Annotated in this window: 14 protein-coding genes and 1 riboswitch; all 14 genes read left to right on the forward strand. The window is 37.6% G+C overall.

What is annotated here, in order from left to right:
- Nucleotides 1–20: 20 nt before the first annotated feature.
- Nucleotides 21–1,997 carry a BglG family transcription antiterminator gene (locus tag AC3IPL_RS01910; protein WP_489241364.1) on the forward strand — a complete coding sequence of 659 codons (1,977 nt, stop codon included), beginning with the start codon at nucleotides 21–23 and terminating at the stop codon, nucleotides 1,995–1,997.
- 17 nt (nucleotides 1,998–2,014) lie between these two features.
- Entirely contained in the window at nucleotides 2,015–2,335 is a 321-nt protein-coding gene (locus AC3IPL_RS01915) for a PTS cellobiose transporter subunit IIA (protein ID WP_489241365.1), read from the forward strand.
- 11 nt (nucleotides 2,336–2,346) lie between these two features.
- Nucleotides 2,347–2,847 carry a hypothetical protein gene (locus tag AC3IPL_RS01920; protein ID WP_489241366.1) on the forward strand — a complete coding sequence of 167 codons (501 nt, stop codon included), beginning with the start codon at nucleotides 2,347–2,349 and terminating at the stop codon, nucleotides 2,845–2,847.
- Between the two features lie 20 nt (nucleotides 2,848–2,867).
- Nucleotides 2,868–4,223, forward strand: a complete 1,356-nt coding sequence (gene celB / locus AC3IPL_RS01925) for a PTS cellobiose transporter subunit IIC (protein WP_489241367.1) — start codon at nucleotides 2,868–2,870, stop codon at nucleotides 4,221–4,223.
- A 69-nt stretch (nucleotides 4,224–4,292) separates the two neighbouring features.
- Nucleotides 4,293–5,720, forward strand: coding sequence for a 6-phospho-beta-glucosidase (locus AC3IPL_RS01930; protein WP_489241368.1), 1,428 nt, complete (start codon nucleotides 4,293–4,295; stop codon nucleotides 5,718–5,720).
- A gap of 235 nt (nucleotides 5,721–5,955) precedes the next feature.
- Nucleotides 5,956–6,282 carry a DUF3784 domain-containing protein gene (locus tag AC3IPL_RS01935; RefSeq protein WP_489241369.1) on the forward strand — a complete coding sequence of 109 codons (327 nt, stop codon included), beginning with the start codon at nucleotides 5,956–5,958 and terminating at the stop codon, nucleotides 6,280–6,282.
- A gap of 4 nt (nucleotides 6,283–6,286) precedes the next feature.
- Nucleotides 6,287–6,838 (forward strand): hypothetical protein, encoded by a 552-nt coding sequence (locus AC3IPL_RS01940; RefSeq protein WP_489241370.1) that lies wholly within the window; start codon nucleotides 6,287–6,289, stop codon nucleotides 6,836–6,838.
- 120 nt (nucleotides 6,839–6,958) lie between these two features.
- A riboswitch (SAM riboswitch) is annotated at nucleotides 6,959–7,057 on the forward strand.
- 54 nt (nucleotides 7,058–7,111) lie between these two features.
- Nucleotides 7,112–8,455 (forward strand): amino acid permease, encoded by a 1,344-nt coding sequence (locus AC3IPL_RS01945; protein ID WP_489241371.1) that lies wholly within the window; start codon nucleotides 7,112–7,114, stop codon nucleotides 8,453–8,455.
- Nucleotides 8,439–9,329 carry a homocysteine S-methyltransferase gene (gene mmuM, locus AC3IPL_RS01950; protein ID WP_489241372.1) on the forward strand — a complete coding sequence of 297 codons (891 nt, stop codon included), beginning with the start codon at nucleotides 8,439–8,441 and terminating at the stop codon, nucleotides 9,327–9,329. Before AC3IPL_RS01945 ends, mmuM begins: the two co-directional genes overlap by 17 nt.
- A 4-nt stretch (nucleotides 9,330–9,333) precedes the next feature.
- Nucleotides 9,334–9,534: a hypothetical protein gene (locus AC3IPL_RS01955; protein WP_489241373.1), complete on the forward strand. Its 201-nt coding sequence runs from the start codon at nucleotides 9,334–9,336 to the stop codon at nucleotides 9,532–9,534.
- A 135-nt stretch (nucleotides 9,535–9,669) separates the two neighbouring features.
- Entirely contained in the window at nucleotides 9,670–10,272 is a 603-nt protein-coding gene (locus tag AC3IPL_RS01960; RefSeq protein ID WP_489241374.1) for a DUF1819 family protein, read from the forward strand.
- Nucleotides 10,265–10,831, forward strand: coding sequence for a DUF1788 domain-containing protein (locus tag AC3IPL_RS01965; RefSeq protein ID WP_489241375.1), 567 nt, complete (start codon nucleotides 10,265–10,267; stop codon nucleotides 10,829–10,831). The genes AC3IPL_RS01960 and AC3IPL_RS01965 overlap by 8 nt, the downstream gene beginning before the upstream one ends.
- A gap of 12 nt (nucleotides 10,832–10,843) precedes the next feature.
- The gene (brxC, locus tag AC3IPL_RS01970) at nucleotides 10,844–14,413 is read left to right on the forward strand and encodes a BREX system P-loop protein BrxC (protein WP_489241376.1); all 3,570 of its coding nucleotides are present in this window, start codon (nucleotides 10,844–10,846) and stop codon (nucleotides 14,411–14,413) included.
- Nucleotides 14,414–14,424: 11 nt separating this feature from the next.
- Entirely contained in the window at nucleotides 14,425–17,982 is a 3,558-nt protein-coding gene (gene pglX, locus AC3IPL_RS01975) for a BREX-1 system adenine-specific DNA-methyltransferase PglX (protein ID WP_489241377.1), read from the forward strand.
- The last annotated feature ends 26 nt before the right edge of the window (nucleotides 17,983–18,008 follow it).

The raw sequence follows: 18,008 nt of genomic DNA on the forward strand, positions 1-18,008 counted from the left end.
TGGCAGAAAAGAGGAAACGTATGTTAAGCAAAAAAGAAATCGCTATATTGAATTATTTGGTAGTTCATCAATCACAATATGTCAGAAGTAGAGAGATAGCTGAAGCGCTGAAAATGTCAGAGAGAACAGTCCGTAAATATATAGGGCAGCTGCACGAATCTGTTGACAATAATGGTGCTAAGATCATTTCGAAGCAGGGGCATGGCTACAAGCTTGAAATCAATTTTCAGGTTGAGTTTGAAAACTTTCTGAAGCAGTATTACAGCAAGCCATTCGACACGCACGATACGATGAACGATGCCAACGAACGGCAGTATTACATTTTGAATCAGCTGTTATTTGAACAGCAGTGGGTAATGGTGGACGATATGGCAGATAAATTATTCGTCAGTCGTTCTACAATCAATCAGGATATCAATGGCCTGAAGAGTGATTTACAGCGCTATCATCTCAAAATAATCAGTAAGCCGGCGAAAGGAATTGCTATTTCAGGAGATGAACGTGACAAACGGCATCTGATTATGGATTATTTCCTGGGAAAGGGATTCTATTCGACCATCAACAAATATTTCGGCAACTTGATGATATTAAATGAAATCAATCTTGAAGAGCTGTCAATTATTGTGCTGGATGAAACAAGAGAAGCGGAAATTCTGTTATCTGACTATATACTGCAGAATCTTGTACTGCATCTTGCGTTAGCTATCAAGCGGATTGTGGACGGCAACTCTATTCAAAACGGGGGACTTGAACCTGTTCAAAATGACCAGGAAGAATATATTGTAGCTGAACGCATACTGGATAGAGTCGGCAAAGTCTATGACATTACGTTTCCGGATGATGAATCGGTCTATATCGGTTTACATATATTAAGCAAAGGCTCTGCAAAGAAGGGAACTGACGCTGACGCGGCACTTAAAGAGCAGGTGACGAACGTGCTGCATACCATTGAAGCAGATTTCGGCTATCCTATGTCGACTGATCTACAGCTGATTAATGGGATAACGACGCATATTAAACCGTTATTGCTTAGGCTTAAAAATGATATTCAACTTGAAAATCCGCTGCTTGAAGAGATTGAAATGAATTACGGGAATTACTTAGAGTTGACGAAACAATATTTCAAAGAAATGACGAGTCTAGAAGGTCATGACATTACAGATAGCGAATGGGCATATTTGACTCTTCATATCTTAGCAGCTATCGAAAAATACGATGACCGTCAGAAATTGAATGTCCTGTTGATCTGCGCAACTGGTTACGGCAGTGCGCAAATGCTCAAAATCAGAGTAGAGCGGGAATTTCATCTGCATCTCAATATCATTGATGTAATCAGTTACTACGATATTAAGAACTATGATTTAAGTCATATCGATGTCTTGATTTCGACGATTGATCTATCGACCCAGTTATTCAAAGTTCCCATCATCCATGTCAGTGTGCTGCTTAATGAACAGGATATTGCAGAGATCAATCAGTTTTTACATGTGAAGAAAGAACAGACTGCAGCGTATTCGACGACCTATTATCGGAATAAACATAATGAACAGGTCATTACGCGGTACTTTCGTCCAGAGACATTTCATTATCTCGATACACGAGTCACTAAAGACGAAGTATATAATCTGCTGCTGGACAGCATGGCGGTGCGAGAAAGTGAAGGGTTCAAGGAACAGATGCTGCGACAAGTGCGTTACAGAGAAGAATTCAGTTCTGTTGTATTCAGTGATGACGTCGCTGTACCTCATCCTGTACAACCCATTGGAGATCATTCCAACATCGCCGTTGCGATTATCCCGGAAGGTGTCATATATGATGCAGAACGTCGTGCCATCAGAGTCATCTTTATGCTCTCTCCTTCACGATTTGAAGATCACTATATGAAAGATATGGTCAGTCTGATTGTCAACTTGATCGACAATAAGCAGATGACTGAACGAATGATTGGCGTTACCAATTTTGAAGATTTTAAAGACATACTATTAACAGCGTTTTAGTTTGGAGGGAGTCAACAATGAACCAGGAAGAATTACAGATGGTTGCATTTCAAATTATTCTACACAGTGGAACATCAAGAACGCTTGTACACGAAGCGTTTCAGGCGATGCGGTCGAGTGACTTTGAGACAGCAGAACAGAAGCTTGAAGAAGCGAATACAGAATTGACAGAAGCACACAAAGCACAGACGTCATTACTGCAGCAATATGCTTCGGGTGTAGAAATCAAGATAGAAATCATTATGGTGCATGCACAGGATCATCTGATGACAACAATGACGCTGAGAGAAGTTGCAGTGGAAATGCTGCATCTGCACCGACGAATCGATAATGAATAGGAGTGGTCAACATGATGGCAGCGTCCATGAAAGAGCTGGAAAGGAATAAAAAAGAGACAAGTATTAAATCCATGTATTTTAACAGATATCTTGGAGTCCGTTATACGCTGGCACTGTTCTTCTTCTGTAATCTTTACTGGCTGCTGTCATTAGGATTGTCACATAGTGCATTTGCAGTGCTGCCGGCGGTGAATATCTTATTATCGGTGCTGGCTATGTACGAACAGGTCAAAATATTCAGCAATCATACGAGCGATGCCTCAGCTGCACGACGTGCATTTACTGCATTTGGTGCAGTCAACGTAGTTGTCCTTGTATTGATGCTTGTGCCCGGTATGTTTGAGCGGTGTTATCCATTTATCAATGCCACGCTGACCCATCAGATAATCGTCGCTGTTATACTTCTTGCAGGATTACTGCATGTGATGTACACACTGCACAAACTAAATAAAATTCGTAATCAACATGACAAACAGTATCATCGTATCAAACATTATGAAAAACTAATCTAACAAAGAAAAGAGTGATAATAATGGAAGAACAACAACATGGACTTTTTGCTTTACTTGAAAAATATCTCATGGGCCCTATGGGGAAAATTGCATCATTTAGATTTGTCCGTGCTGTAATGGCAGCAGGGATGGCGAGTATCCCGTTTACAATTGTCGGTTCGATGTTCTTAGTATTAAACGTCTTACCACAGACATTCACATTTCTTGAAGGATTCTTCAACAATACGTTCTTCAGAATCAGTGACTTATATATGCTGGCGAACAAGGCAACGATGGGTATTCTTGCATTATACTTCTGTCTTGCCATCGGTTATGAATATACAAAAACGTTCGTTGAAGATGAAGGTATTAACGTCAATCCACTGAACGGTGCGTTACTGTCAATGATGGCATTTTTCATGGCTATTCCTGAACTGATCTTTAAAGACAGCAAGATATCTGTAGTCAATGTCCTCAATGATAATTCAAAAATTATAAACGGCTGGGAAATGGGAGACGGTGTGACAAGACTCGGTACAACAGGGATTTTCACAGCGATTATTATGGCATTTGTCGCAGTGCAGCTCTATCGTCTATGTGTTAAGAAAAACTGGGTCATCAAAATGCCTGAAGCAGTGCCGGAAGGAGTATCGCGTTCATTCACAGCGTTGATTCCTGCATTCTTAGTCGCATTTGCTGTCATCATTATTAATGGTGTTTTAGTAGCACTAGGCACAGATATTTTCAAATTAGTCGCTGTTCCGTTCGGTTTTGTTGTTAACTTAACGAACAGCTGGCTTGGTTTAATGGTCATCTACTTCTTAATTCATGCGTTATGGATTGTAGGTATTCATGGAGCAAACATCATTTCTGCATTCCTGACACCTATTGTCCTCGGCAACATGCAGTCAAACTTAGACGGTGCACATATTCCGTTTGCCGGGGAATTCCAGAATTCATTTGTTATTATGGGCGGTTCAGGTGCAACACTTGGACTCTGTATTTTCATCGCGTTCCTTGCAAAATCAGAACAACTTAAAATTCTTGGCAAAGCATCACTTGCACCAGGGATATTCAATATCAACGAACCATTGATCTTCGGTCTTCCGATTGTCTATAACCCATTCCTTGCGATTCCGTTCTTCTTGGCACCAATGGTTTCCGCAACAATCGGTTACTTCGCGATTAAATTTGAATTCATCAGACCTATCATTGCACAAGTACCATGGCCATCACCTATCGGTTTAGGTGCGTTCATCGGAACTGCAGGTGATTACTTTGCAGTACTAGTAGCACTGATTTGTGGTGTCGCATCATTCTTAGTATGGCTGCCGTTCATCAGAATGTACGATAAGAAATTGGTCGTACAAGAACAAGGCGGAGAATCAATCATCTAGTAACATAGAAGAACATATCTAATGATAGATATGTTCTTTTTTATCAAATGACTTAAGGAGGAACAAAGATTGGCTATATTATCAGAGAATTTCTTATGGGGTGGTGCAACAGCCGCCAATCAATGTGAAGGTGCGTATCAAGAAGGTGGCAAAGGCCTGTCCATCGTCGACAAGCTGCCTGCTGCAGAGGAACGTGTCAAACCATTGTTTGACCCGGCGCATCATATCAATGACACGTTCGACTATTATCCGAGTCACACATCAATCGATATGTATCACTCTTACAAAGAAGATATCGCATTGTTTGCAGAGATGGGATTTAAGACATATCGGTTCTCAATCTCATGGCCGAGAATCTTCCCGAAAGGAATAGAAGAAACACCGAACGAAGAAGGGCTGAAGTTCTATGATCGGTTGTTCGATGAACTGGAACGATACAACATCGAGCCCGTCGTCACACTTAACCACTTCGATACGCCGTATCATCTCGTAGAAACTATCGGTGGGTGGCGCGACCGGGCAACGGTTGACCATTACGTCAAATACTGCACCGTGTTATTTGAACGCTATCAGTCACGCGTTAAATACTGGCTGACACATAACGAAATCAATATGGTGCTGCATATTCCACTCATTGGCGGCGGATTGATCTTCGAAGAGGGGGAGAACAGAAATCAAGTGATGTATCAGGCAGCACATCATCTGCTTGTAGCAAGCAGTCTGGCAACAAAAGCGGCAAAAGCCATCAACCCGGACTTTCAGATCGGCTGCATGCTTGCATCAGGAGAAGTGTATGCCAACACTTGCCATCCCCATGACGCCATGGCAGCTATTAATAAGAATCGGGAACAGTACTTTTTCACAGACGTCCAGTCACGCGGGTATTATCCGACATATACGAAGAAACTCTTCCGCAAGCTGGGTGTGGAGATACAATTTGAAGCGGAAGACCAAGAAATATTGAAGGCATATACCGTCGACTTCATTTCTTTCTCGTATTACGCCAGCAGATTGGTCAGTGCTGATCCTGAAGTCAACCAGGCAGCGCAGGACGGCAATGCCTTCTCATCACTTGAGAACCCATATCTTGAAAAGACAGAATGGGGATGGCAGATCGACCCGGTCGGACTACGCGTGACGATGAATCAAATCTATGACCGCTACCAGAAACCATTGTTCATTGTAGAAAATGGACTCGGTGCTATAGATACAATGAATGAAGATGGAACTATTGATGACGATTACAGAATTGCGTATATGGAAGAACACTTGAAAGAAATGATTAAAGCAGTAGATGACGGTGTTGAACTGTTGGGTTACACATCATGGGGCTGCATTGATCTTGTATCAAACAGCACAGGACAAATGTCCAAACGTTACGGCTTAATATACGTCGATTTAGACGATCAAGGAAACGGCACACGAAAACGACTGAAAAAGAAATCATTCGATTGGTATAGGAAAGTGATAGAAAGTAACGGCGAGATATTGGAGTAACAAAAACATATAAGGCAATCAGCTTCTTAGTAAAATAACTCTTAAGCCAGAAAATTTATATTAAAATTTTCTGGTTTATCATTAGAGATAAAAACAAAGAATCAATGATTGAATTGATGTCTAGTTTTAGTCGCTAGCTTGTGTAAAAAAAGTGTAAAGATATAAAAAAAAGAGATGTAAATTATTTCAAAATGTTATAAACTAAAGATGTCATACAATAAATAGGAGGATTAACATGCCGACACCAGTACTTGTCCTATTATTACTGCTGCTCATTCCGCTTGCAATCATGTTCCTGATGGGGAAAGGTGCATCACTGATCGCCGGATATAATACGATGAGTCAAGATAAGCAGCAACAATATGATAAGAAAAAATTGTGTCAAGGTATGGGGATGTTTCTATTAGTTTTAAGCGGCTTGTTAATAGCGTTCTATCGGTCGGGCTCTGACTGGGGACTATATATGCTACTAGTATTGGTGTTTATCGGGAGTATTGGATTCAATAGTTATATGTTTAGAAGTAAGACGTTCAAACGAAACTACACAAACAAAAGGAGATAGTCAAATGAAAAAAGTCATGGCAGTACTACTCGCGTTATTGATGTTAGTCGCATGGTCAAGTCCAGCAGACGCAGCACAGCTCGGTCAAATTAATCTGAAGAACAAAACCACCATCAAAGCGATGAAGAATGGAACGATGACGTTCAAAGGCGTTAAGCTTGGGAATACCATCAAAACTGCTAAGAAGAAGTGGGGCACTGATTATTCAGGTGTTAGAAGTCAGTATCAATACTACGATTATTCGTTGAACTTTGACATGGAAACAGACGATGACTATGACACGGTTGAAGCGTATTTCACAGGACAGCGCGGCAATAAAACGGCAGACTACAAGCTGAAATATATTGATTATTACGGGACGTCTACTATGCTGAAGTATAAAGATATGACGAAATACTGGGGTAAACCGGATTTCAAATATGTATCGGCCAGCGAGGAAGTGTATTTCTTCGGACAGACAGGATTAGTATATGATAACGATAACGGATCGTTCGTGGGTTATAAATACGTCGACAAAGCAACAGTGAAAGCAATTAAGAAAGCATTTTCGAAATAGAGCAAGTGCACTGAGTCAGCTAACTGAAGTTTGCTCAGAGTGAAGAAACAGTGATCAGAAATTGACAACATAGCCATTGACCACTTTTCCTATAGATGATATGCTGTATAACAATTAAATAACTTATAAAGAGCAGACGGAGGGAATTGGCCCTGTGAAGTCTCAGCAACCAGCTTATGCACGGTGCTAAATCCAACAGGTTCGCCTGAAATATGAGTGTATACTTTGATACCCCTCTTTTTCAGAGGGGTATTTTTTATGGGAGGAATTAAGATGTCAAATGAATTCAGAAGAGGATTGGAGCAGCGTCATGTGATGATGCTGAGTTTTGGAGGAGTGATCGGTACGGGGCTGTTCCTCAGTACAGGTTATACACTGCAGCAGGCAGGACCGGTCGGCACAGTAGTCAGTTATCTCGTCGGTGCACTGCTCGTCTATATGGTCATGAAATGTCTCGGTGCACTGGCTGTCAAGCATCCGGATGTCGGCGGCTTTCATACATATGCCAATATCTATATCAGTCCGTCCGTCGGTCATGTCGTTGCCTGGAGCTACTGGCTCTGCTGGACGATCGCAATCGGCTCGGAGATCACAGCAGGCGGGATATTGTTTCAGAAATGGTTTCCGGATTTCCCGGTCTGGCTCTTCAGCCTGATTTTCATCGCTGTTATCATCGCCATCAATCTGACGTCAAGCCGCATTTACGGTGAAGCGGAGTTCTGGCTGTCACTCGTTAAAGTCCTGGCTATTGTAGCGTTCATTCTGATCGGCTTACTGATTCTGTTCAAGGTGCTGCCATCCTCGCTTGAACCTGTCACTGCAGGAGAGCAGTTATTCGATGTGCCGAACGGTCTTTTCGGTATCTTCATCACGATGCTGGCGGTCAACTATGCCTTCAGCGGCACTGAACTGATTGCAATCGCAGCCGGTGAGACCAAGAATCCTGAGAAAGTGATTCCGAAGACGATTCGCGCGACTGTCTGGCGTTTAGCACTGTTATTCATCGGGACGATTGTCATCATGGTGCTGCTACTGCCGACGGACAAGGCAAGTCTCCTGGAAAGTCCGTTCGTCTCTATTCTGGATAGTGTCGGTGTACCGTATGCAGGCGATATCATGAACTTCATTATTCTGACGGCCCTGTTATCCGCCGCGAACTCAGGCCTTTATGCTGCGAGCCGGATGCTGTGGAGCCTGTCAGAACAGGACCATATCCTGCCGGTCGCGAAGAAACTGAGCAGTAAAGGGATGCCTGTCAATGCCACACTCATCAGCTTGGCAGGTGCGCTGTTAAGTCTGTTATCCAGCGTCATCGCGCCGACGACGGTCTACCTCGTCCTCGTTTCAGTCGCAGGCTTCGCAGTGGTCGTTGTCTGGATGAGCATCTGTCTGTCACGTATCAACCAGCTGAAAGCAGAAGGCGTCACGCAGCGTTCAACCTACATTCTGCCGGTCACAGCCTTCACCTTGTGCCTCGTCTCATGTATCGGTGTCCTCTTTGACCCGAACCAGCGACTCGCGACACTGATCGGCCTGCCGTTCTGCCTCATTGTCTGGCTGATTCACTACACCTTCACACAGAAGAAAGGAGACGGAATCCATGAAACTGCAAGATAAACTGAAAGAGACGATGACTATCCTGGACGGCGGATTCGGCACGACAGTCGAGCAGTTCGGCTACGACGTCAAGCATCCGCTCTGGTCATCGAACTTGATCAAGCATCAGCCGGAAGCGGTATACAATGTCCATAAAGCCTTTGTCGACAGCGGCGCAGACATCATTCTGACCAATACGTATCAGGCAGCTGTACCATCATTCCTGAATATCGGACTAAAAAGAGAAGATGCAGCTTACTACCTGCAGCAGGCAGTGACACTGGCAAGACGTGCCGCAACAAATCAGACCATCGTCGCAGGCTCACTCGGACCGTACGGCGCGATGCTCGGTAACGGCGCAGAATATACGGGCGATTATCAGCTGACCCAGGAGGACTATATACATTATCACAAAGAACGCCTGGACATCCTGATAGAAGCAGGTCTCACAGTCTTCGCCTTCGAGACCATCCCGAATATAGAGGAGATCAAGGCAATCAAGACGCTGCTGGAAGACTATACTGACATCGAATGCTGGCTGTCCGTTACGCTGAAAGATAGCGCTCATCTGTCTGACGGGACAAAGCTTGAAGAAGCATGCAACGTCGTTAATACGATAAAGAACGTCTATGCATTCGGCGTCAACTGCACGAGTGTCAAAATCATCGATGCAGCGCTTGAAAATCTTCTGGAGCACAGTAAGCATCCACTCATCCTCTATCCGAACGGCGGCAGAAAATATGACGCAGTGAATAAACGATGGATTGACCAGACGGACAGTTCGCTGGTAGAAGCGGCAGTCGAGTGGCAGGAACAAGGTGTGAAAGTTATCGGAGGATGCTGCCAGGTGGGACCGGAGGAGATAGGGGAATTGAAAGAACTAATTAAAGAATGATATCTTGAATTATCAGTATACTGCTCACAAAATCGGTATGGCTATGCTGAAATACTTGTTCACAAAAGAATTTGATGAGCAGAATATTATGAAGAAGCAGGTTATGCATACGAAATGGTACTGGAAACAGATTGAAAATTATTTATTCGGCATTATACCTGATGAAATCAGAAATGAAGTGTTTGTGAAGAAAGAAAATATATAAAATAATAAGATCCTGCATATGATAGCAGGATCTTTCTTACGAATTTTTGTTAAATGTATCTTTAATATTGTTATAATATTGTTGACAGATTGTAAACTGAAAACAAAAATGATGTTTTATTGAGAGGTCAATAGTATGAATAAAAAGCAATATTCCGCACGTTTAAACGGTGCAAGTTTTCTCCACAGAGAACTGAAAATAATAGCACCTTTAAAACTTAATGGTATGTCTGATAAAGAAATACGTGAGAAAGTCCTTAATGAAAACTTATTTCAAGTAAAAAAAGTCCTAAGTTCTGAAAGACTCTTACCTTCTATAATTGATAGAGCAAATGCTTTGGACGATTATTTATTAAATAAATTCTTAGAAGCCGATTTATCTACTTCTAAAATGATTAACTTATTGGCAATTGTTAAAACAGAGCGACTATTCCACGAGTTCATGAATGAAGTGATTGCCGAAAAATTTAGGACAAATGATTTTCAATTAGAAACTAAAGACTTTAATATGTTTTTTAATCATAAAATAGAACAAACAGAATTTGTAGCTAATCTATCAGATGAAAGTATTAAAAGATTAAAAAGTATATTTAAAGGTCTCCTTTATCATGCTGGTTATATAAATAAAAGGAATGGTACAGAGCTATCTCCTGTCTATTTAGAAAAAGAAATCATAAAGCACATCATAGCTAATGAAGACATACAATATATCACTGCAATGGGGTTATGTGATGAGTAATTTACATGAAAGACTAGATATGATAATTCCTAAACTTAAGGAAGAAAAGTTCCTAGCTGGAAGAGGACTTGGTAATGAAATTAGCTTTTATATCTTTGATTATAAAGCTGAAGATGAACTGATTGTTAGAGAACATATTGACTTCGTAAAACGAGAATTTACACACCCAAGTAGCACAAGAAATATTAAAGAATTTGATTTATATAAAATGCTTATTGAAATCACGAAAGAGAAACGGATCTTTGAACGTATTTTTCAGATGGAAGAAAAACAAGGAAAAGAAGCACTTTTTAAAGCGATGTCTACATTTGCAAAACCTGAAATTTTTTTAACAAAGATTAAAGAAAACATTGAAACGAACGATATCCTTTTTATAACAGGAGTCGGCAAAGTCTACCCATTTGTTAGGTCACACAATATCCTAAATAACTTACAGGAAGTTCTGGAGAAGACCCCGGTTGTGATGTTTTTTCCGGGAGAATATAATGGGCAGTCATTAGAATTATTCGGGAAATTTAAAGATGATAATTATTATAGAGCATTTAGACTAGTTGATTAAAGGGGAAATATCATGATTATTAAAGAGATGTTTGAGAAAGATATAGAACGTGATATCAGAGGCGTCATTAAAGTAGCACAAACAAGTGAAGAAGATATTAAGCAGGAACTTGAAGAATATGTGGTTACAAAAGAACTGAATCGACATATAGCAACGTTTTATGACAACTACTTAAAAGGAATTGATGGACACACAGATAAAATGGGGGTCTGGATTAGTGGTTTCTTTGGGTCAGGTAAATCACATTTCTTAAAAATACTCGCATATCTTTTAGATGATAAAGAAGTTAAAGATAAAAAGCCTGTTGAATATTTTAAAAGCAAAATAAAAGATCCCATTTTATTTGGCAATATGCAACGTGCCTCAAAGATTGATTCTGAAGTTATTCTTTTCAATATTGATTCTAAAAGTGCCTTGGATAATAAATCTAAAGAAGATGCTATTCTAAAAGTTTTCATGAAAGTATTTAATGAACATCGTGGCTATTATGGGGATGAACCAGGCATTGCAAAAATGGAAGAATATCTTGATGATAATCATCAATATGAAACTTTCAAAAATAGATTTAAAGAACTTTCAGGGGAATCGTGGGAAGAAAGAAGAAGTGCTTTCTACTTTGATCGGGATTATATAATCGAATCACTTATCTATGCTACAAATATGTCTAAAGAAACAGCAGAAAACTGGTTTGATAATGGTGTAGAAAACTTTGAAATCAGCATTGAGAAATTTGCGAAGGATATTAAAGCATATATTGATAGTAAAGGACCGAACTTCCATCTTATCTTCCTAATCGATGAAATCGGACAGTACATTGGAGATAATAGAAATCTTATGCTTAACCTGCAGACTCTAACTGAAGATTTAGGTACGCATGCAGAAGGAAAAGTGTGGATTATGGTGACTTCTCAGGAGAGTATTGATTCTATTGTCAAAGTAAAAGGAGATGACTTCTCCAGAATACAAGGACGATTTGATACTCGTTTATCACTTTCTTCTATCTCAGTAGGAGAAGTTATTAAAAAGCGCATTTTAGAAAAGGATAAATATGCTAATGACTTACTAAGAAATCTTTATACTGAAAAAAGCGCAATTTTAAAAAACCTCATCAGTTTCAAAGAAAGTACTGCAGATTTTAAAGGATATAGTGATGATATTGACTTTGCTGAAGTCTATCCTTTTGTCCCTTACCAGTTTACTTTATTACAGAAAGTATTTGAACAAGTGCGGCGCCATGGTTCATCAGGTAAACATTTATCTGAAGGTGAACGTTCAATGTTATCAGCTTTCAAAGAGTCAGCGTATCAAATAAAAGATAAATCAGTGGGAGCTCTCGTTCCGTTTTATGCATTCTACGACACCATTCAGGAGTTCCTGAATCCATCAGTGACACGGGTCATTGAAAATGCGAAAATCAATACAGAATTAGCTGACGATGAATTTAATATCAACTTGTTAAAAGTTCTATTCCTGATTAAACACGTCAGAGAAATTCCAGAAAATATTGAAAATATAGCCACATTAATGGTCACTGAAATAGATGAAGACAAACTTGCTCTTAAAGAAAACATTAAGGTATCTCTTAAAAAACTAGAATCTCAGACTCTTATTCAGAAGAACGGCGATATTTATTCATTCTTAACTGATGATGAACAAGATATTAATAAAGAGATTAAACAAATAACTATCGATGAAGAACTTGTTAAAAGAGAACTGGCTGACTACGTATTTGAAGATCTCTATCCAGTTAAAAAGTATCGTTATAACAAAGACTATGACTTTGCTTTTAATCAGAAAATGGATGAAAAGAATAGGGGTAAGCAGTTAGCTCCAATTGGTATGAACATCCTGAGTCCATTATCAGATCTTTATCATAAATCAGCCCAAGAGCTCATGATGTTTTCGCAGGGCACAGGTGAAATGATTTTAAGATTGATGGGAAATGATGATTATATAGATGAAATGACTGAAGTATTGAGAATTGAAGAATATCGTAAAAAGAAAAACATAATGCAGCAGTCGGAGATAGTAAATAGCATCTTATCTAATAAGCAATTAGAAGTTAATGAAAGAAGAAGACGAGTCAAATCACTTCTCGAAGAAGCTATTAAACAAGCAGATCTTTATATTAATGGTCGACAAGTAACCGTAAAAGGATCGACTGTTAAAGAAAAGTTAGATAACGGTCTAAAAGAACTTATTGAAAATGTTTTTACTAAATTAAATTATATTAAAGAACCTATTAACACTGAAGTAGAATTAAAAGATTTAATCGTTGGAGATTATAACCAGTCTATTGATTTTAATATAGCTGGTGATGAAAATCAGTCGGCGCTCGATGAGGTCATTCAGTATATAGACAATGCTGAAAGATCCCGGATGCAATTAAGACCAAAAGTCGTCTACGATCACTTCAGTTCAATACCTTACGGATGGGAGCAATTAGATATTGCCGCTCTTATCATCAAGTTATTGGTTAATCAGAAGATTAGAATCAGTCATAATTCTAAAAATTTGAATCCGGCAAATGACGTGCAAACGATTATTGCTGTATTAACAAAAAACAGTGAAATTGATAGAGCAATTATTAAAAAGCGAGTAATGGTTGATGACAACCTGATTAGAATAGCTAAAAGGATTACAAAAGAGGTCTTCAATAAAACAAATGTCGGCAGTGAAGAAGATACATTGCATCAGGATATTAAGCAGCTCATTGAAGAGAAAATCAGCGAAATCAAAAGATATGAAGCGGAGTATAACCTCTATCAGTACCCAGGTAAAGGTTTAATTGATAAAGGCCTGGAATTGTTAATGCCTTTTATTAAAGATGTTGATAATATCAACTTCTTCACTTCACTTAAAGATAATCAGCAAGAACTAACTCAATGGCAGGAAGACTTTGAGAATGTAATAAGTTTCTTCGGGTCTAATCAGAGGGAAATCTTTGATAATGGTAGAAGTTTATTAAAACGCTATGAACAGAATAAAGGGGCTTTTGATAGTGAAGAAATCCATCAACAAGTTAATAGTTTAATTGAAATCATTACTAATCCTATACCTTATAGCAGAATTAGAGAAATTCCCGAAATAGAGAAGTTCTTTGATAATGAACTTGAGGTCATACTCAAAAACAAGAAAATAGCTGCCCTTGATATAATCAATCAAAACTTCCAAGAAGCAAAGTTATTAATAGGACAATATCATGTCACTGATCAAACGAAAAATATAGTTGAAGAAAGATTTCACAGTGATAAAGCGAGTATAGAGAACAGCAATGTAGTAACAATGATTGATGGGATAACCTTTCAAAATCAAGAATATATTAAAACAGTAAAAAGACTAGTTAATGCAGATATTGACGCAGCAGAAAAGAGACAGACAGAACTATTAAAAGATAGAACGACTGTGATTGAAAAAGGCGAACCTTTAACATCACCTAAAATCATGAGAGTTAAGAGAAATGAAATACTTCCTTTGCAGTCATTATCTAACGAACAAGATATAGATAGTTATGTTGAAACGTTATCAAATAAATTGAAGAACATGATAAAAGATAACGACAGAATAGAATTTGTTGATTGAGGAATGGTGGAATGAATAAAACAGAGCTTAAGAAATTTGCGATAGAAGCAAGAAAAGAATTGATTGATAAAGTTCAAATGCAAGCACTTAAAATTGGGATATCAAAAGATAAAATTGAAGAAGTCACACTTGAAAGTTCAGATACAGTCTTTGTTGCAGGTCAGCAGCTTTCTAATGTTGAGAGAAAACAACGTGAAAACCTGATTAAACGAATTAAAGAAATTGGTTACGCTAGAGTGATGGAAGAAGCGGCTTATACATGGTTTAATCGCTTCATCGCTCTACGATTCATGGAAGTAAACGATTATCTTCCAACAGGAGTAAGAGTATTGTCATCTTCGACTGGCAGCAATGAACCTGATATGTTTAAAGAAGTCATGTATCTTGATTTGGACATAGACAAGGAACGAGTAGCAAATTATCAAATGAACAACCAGCAGGATGAGTTGTTTAAATATCTCATTAAAGTACATTGTCATGATCTTAATCAATATATGCCTTTTATGTTTGAGAAAGTAGAAGACTACACAGAAATCCTTTTTCCTGATGGCTTATTGCAAAAAGGTGCTCTAATAGAAAAAATGACTGATGAAGAATTTCTTTCTTCTGATAACTGGAATAGTGTTGAAGTCATCGGATGGCTGTATCAATATTATATTTCTGATGAAAAAGATAGAGTCATCAAAGCAAAAAAAAGATACAAAAAAGAAGAAATTCCGTTTGCGACTCAGTTATTTACTCCGGAGTGGATAGTAAGATATATGGTCCAAAATACATTAGGACGTTATTGGATTGAATCACATGAAGAAGACCGTGATTTAATTAGTAATTGGGAGTATTATTTAGAGAATCCTAATTCAAGTGAAAGTGATAAAGAAAAAATAAAAAATGTCATAAATCCTGGCTTGAAAGTAGAAGAGATAAAGTGTTTTGATCCTGCCATGGGAAGTGGGCATATACTCTCTTATATGTTTGATGTCTTATACGAAATTTATCAAAAGAATGGCTATACGAAGAAAGAAATTCCACGACTAATTATAGAGAAAAATCTTTATGGTTTGGATATTGATGATAGAGCATATCAGTTAGCCTGTTTTGCTTTGGTCATGAAAGCACAATCTTATAATTCAAAATTTTTAAATGAAATTAAGAAAGATAAATTTCATTTAAACTTAGCTTCTATACAAGAGACTAATTATTTATCGTCAGAAGCTATTGAATATTTTAATAATAGTAATGTAAATCAAGATGAACAAGTTATAGGCTTTATTAATCAATTTTTTGATGCTAAGTCAATTGGTTCTTTACTGAAACTTGGATATGCTACAGAAGACATAACAAAAACATTGAAATATATAGATAATAGAAATGATTTATTTACAAGTGAATACCAAAATAATTTGTCTTCATTATTTACCGATTTAATTAAGCAGACTGAAATTATGAATTTCGAGTACGATATTTTAGTAACCAATCCTCCTTACATTGGTAATAAGTACTTATCACCAGAATTAGCAAACTATCTTAATAAACATTATAAAACTGTTAAAACTGATGTGTTTAGTGCATTTATTGAATACAGTTTTAGCAAAACGAAAACTAATGGACATATTGGTTTTATGAGTCCGTTTGTATGGATGTTTATAAGTTCATACGAAAAGTTAAGAAAAAAAATTATTGATGAAAAAAATATTAGTAGTTTAGTTCAGCTGGAATATTCGGGATTTGATGGAGCTACAGTACCGATATGTACATTTACATTGCGTAATACCAAACTTGGTATTGATGGAGAATATATAAAGTTGTCTGATTTTCCAGGTGTATTAAATCAGTCATTAAAAACTAAAGAAGCTGTTAAGCACCCTTTAGTCAAATATAGATATAGAAATGGTCATGAAAACTATAAAAAAATCCCTGGCTCACCCATTGCATATTGGGCAAGTGATAACGTGTTATCGGCATTTGAAAACGGAACGCCATTGGGAGATATAGTTGATCCTAAGCAAGGTTTGGCCACTGCTAATAATGATCGATTTTTACGTTATTGGTGGGAAGTCGATTTCAACAAAATAAAATTTGATGCTCACTCAGTGGAGGATACAAAAAATAGCGATTATAAATGGTACCCCTATAATAAAGGCGGAGAAAGACGTCAGTGGTACGGCAATTATGATTATGTTGTAAACTGGGAAGATGATGGAAGAGAAATTAAAAATTTTACTGATGATAAAGGTAAAGTGAGATCAAGACCTCAGAATACAAATTATTATTTCAAAGAAGCGATTACTTGGTCTGATGTTACTAGCGGAAAATTTGCAGTGAGATATAGAGAGCCTGGGAGCATACATGATGTTAAGGGAATGTCTGCTTTTCATTTTGATACAGATACTTTGAAGTATATCATGGGTATCACTTCGACGAATGTCGTAAATTTTATGACTAAAATTTTAAATCCAACTTTAAGTATGCAGATAGGAGACTTTCAAAGACTCCCAATTTTAGAATTAGATAATAAACAACAGATAATTGATATTGTCAGTCATCAGATTGAGATTGCTAAAAGGGATTGGAATATGTATGAAACTACTTGGGGTTTTGAAGTAAATCCATTAATCAATTTAGGAGGGTCTATATCTTCTAGCTATACTGCTCTTAAAAATATTATTAATGATAAATTTGAGAATCTAAAAAAAAATGAAGAATTATTGAATGAAATAGTCATTAATCGTTATAATCTTTCAAATGATTTGATGAATACCGTCATTGATAGGGACGTTACTATTACTAAAATTTTCGATTCTAATGAAGAAATTGATTCCAATATTAAAGGTAATAGCTACTTAATAACTAAAAAAGTAATTATGACTAATTTTATTTCTTATATAGTTGGTGTGATATTTGGAAGATACTCACTGGATGAAAAAGGATTAAAATATGCAGGAGGTAATTTTGATGATTTGGAATATAGAGGATGTAAACCGGACAATGATAATATTATCCCTCTGATTAACCAAGCTTACTTTATTGACGATATCATAGTTCAGTTTGAAAATGTTCTGTGTTGTATATATGGTGAAGAAACATTTGAGGAAAACTTAAATTTCATTGCAGATTCTTTAGTACGTAAACCAAACGAAACTTCTCGAGAGACTATTCGTCGTTACTTTTTAAATGATTTTTATAATGATCATGTCAAAATGTACAAAAAACGCCCAATTTACTGGCAGTTTAGTTCTGGGAAGCTTAAAGCTTTTAACTGTCTTATTTATATACATCGTTATGATAAAACGACTTTATCACGTATTCGTACGGATTATTTACATGTTGTTCAATCACGTATGGATGTTCAATATAAAGATCTGCAATCAGTTATTAATGGTGATTATTCTAAGAAAGAGATCACAGCTGCTAAGAAAGAATTAGCTTTACTTGAAAAGAAAATTAAGGAATTAAAGGATTACGATGAATTGCTTCACCACATGGCAGATCAGATGATTGAAATCGATCTGGATGATGGTGTAAAGCATAACTATGAACTCTTTAAAGGCCTTGTGACGAAAATTAAATAACTAGAAGGATGCCTTGTCGCATCCTT

It is taken from the genome of Macrococcus sp. GL_134, assembly GCF_057834705.1.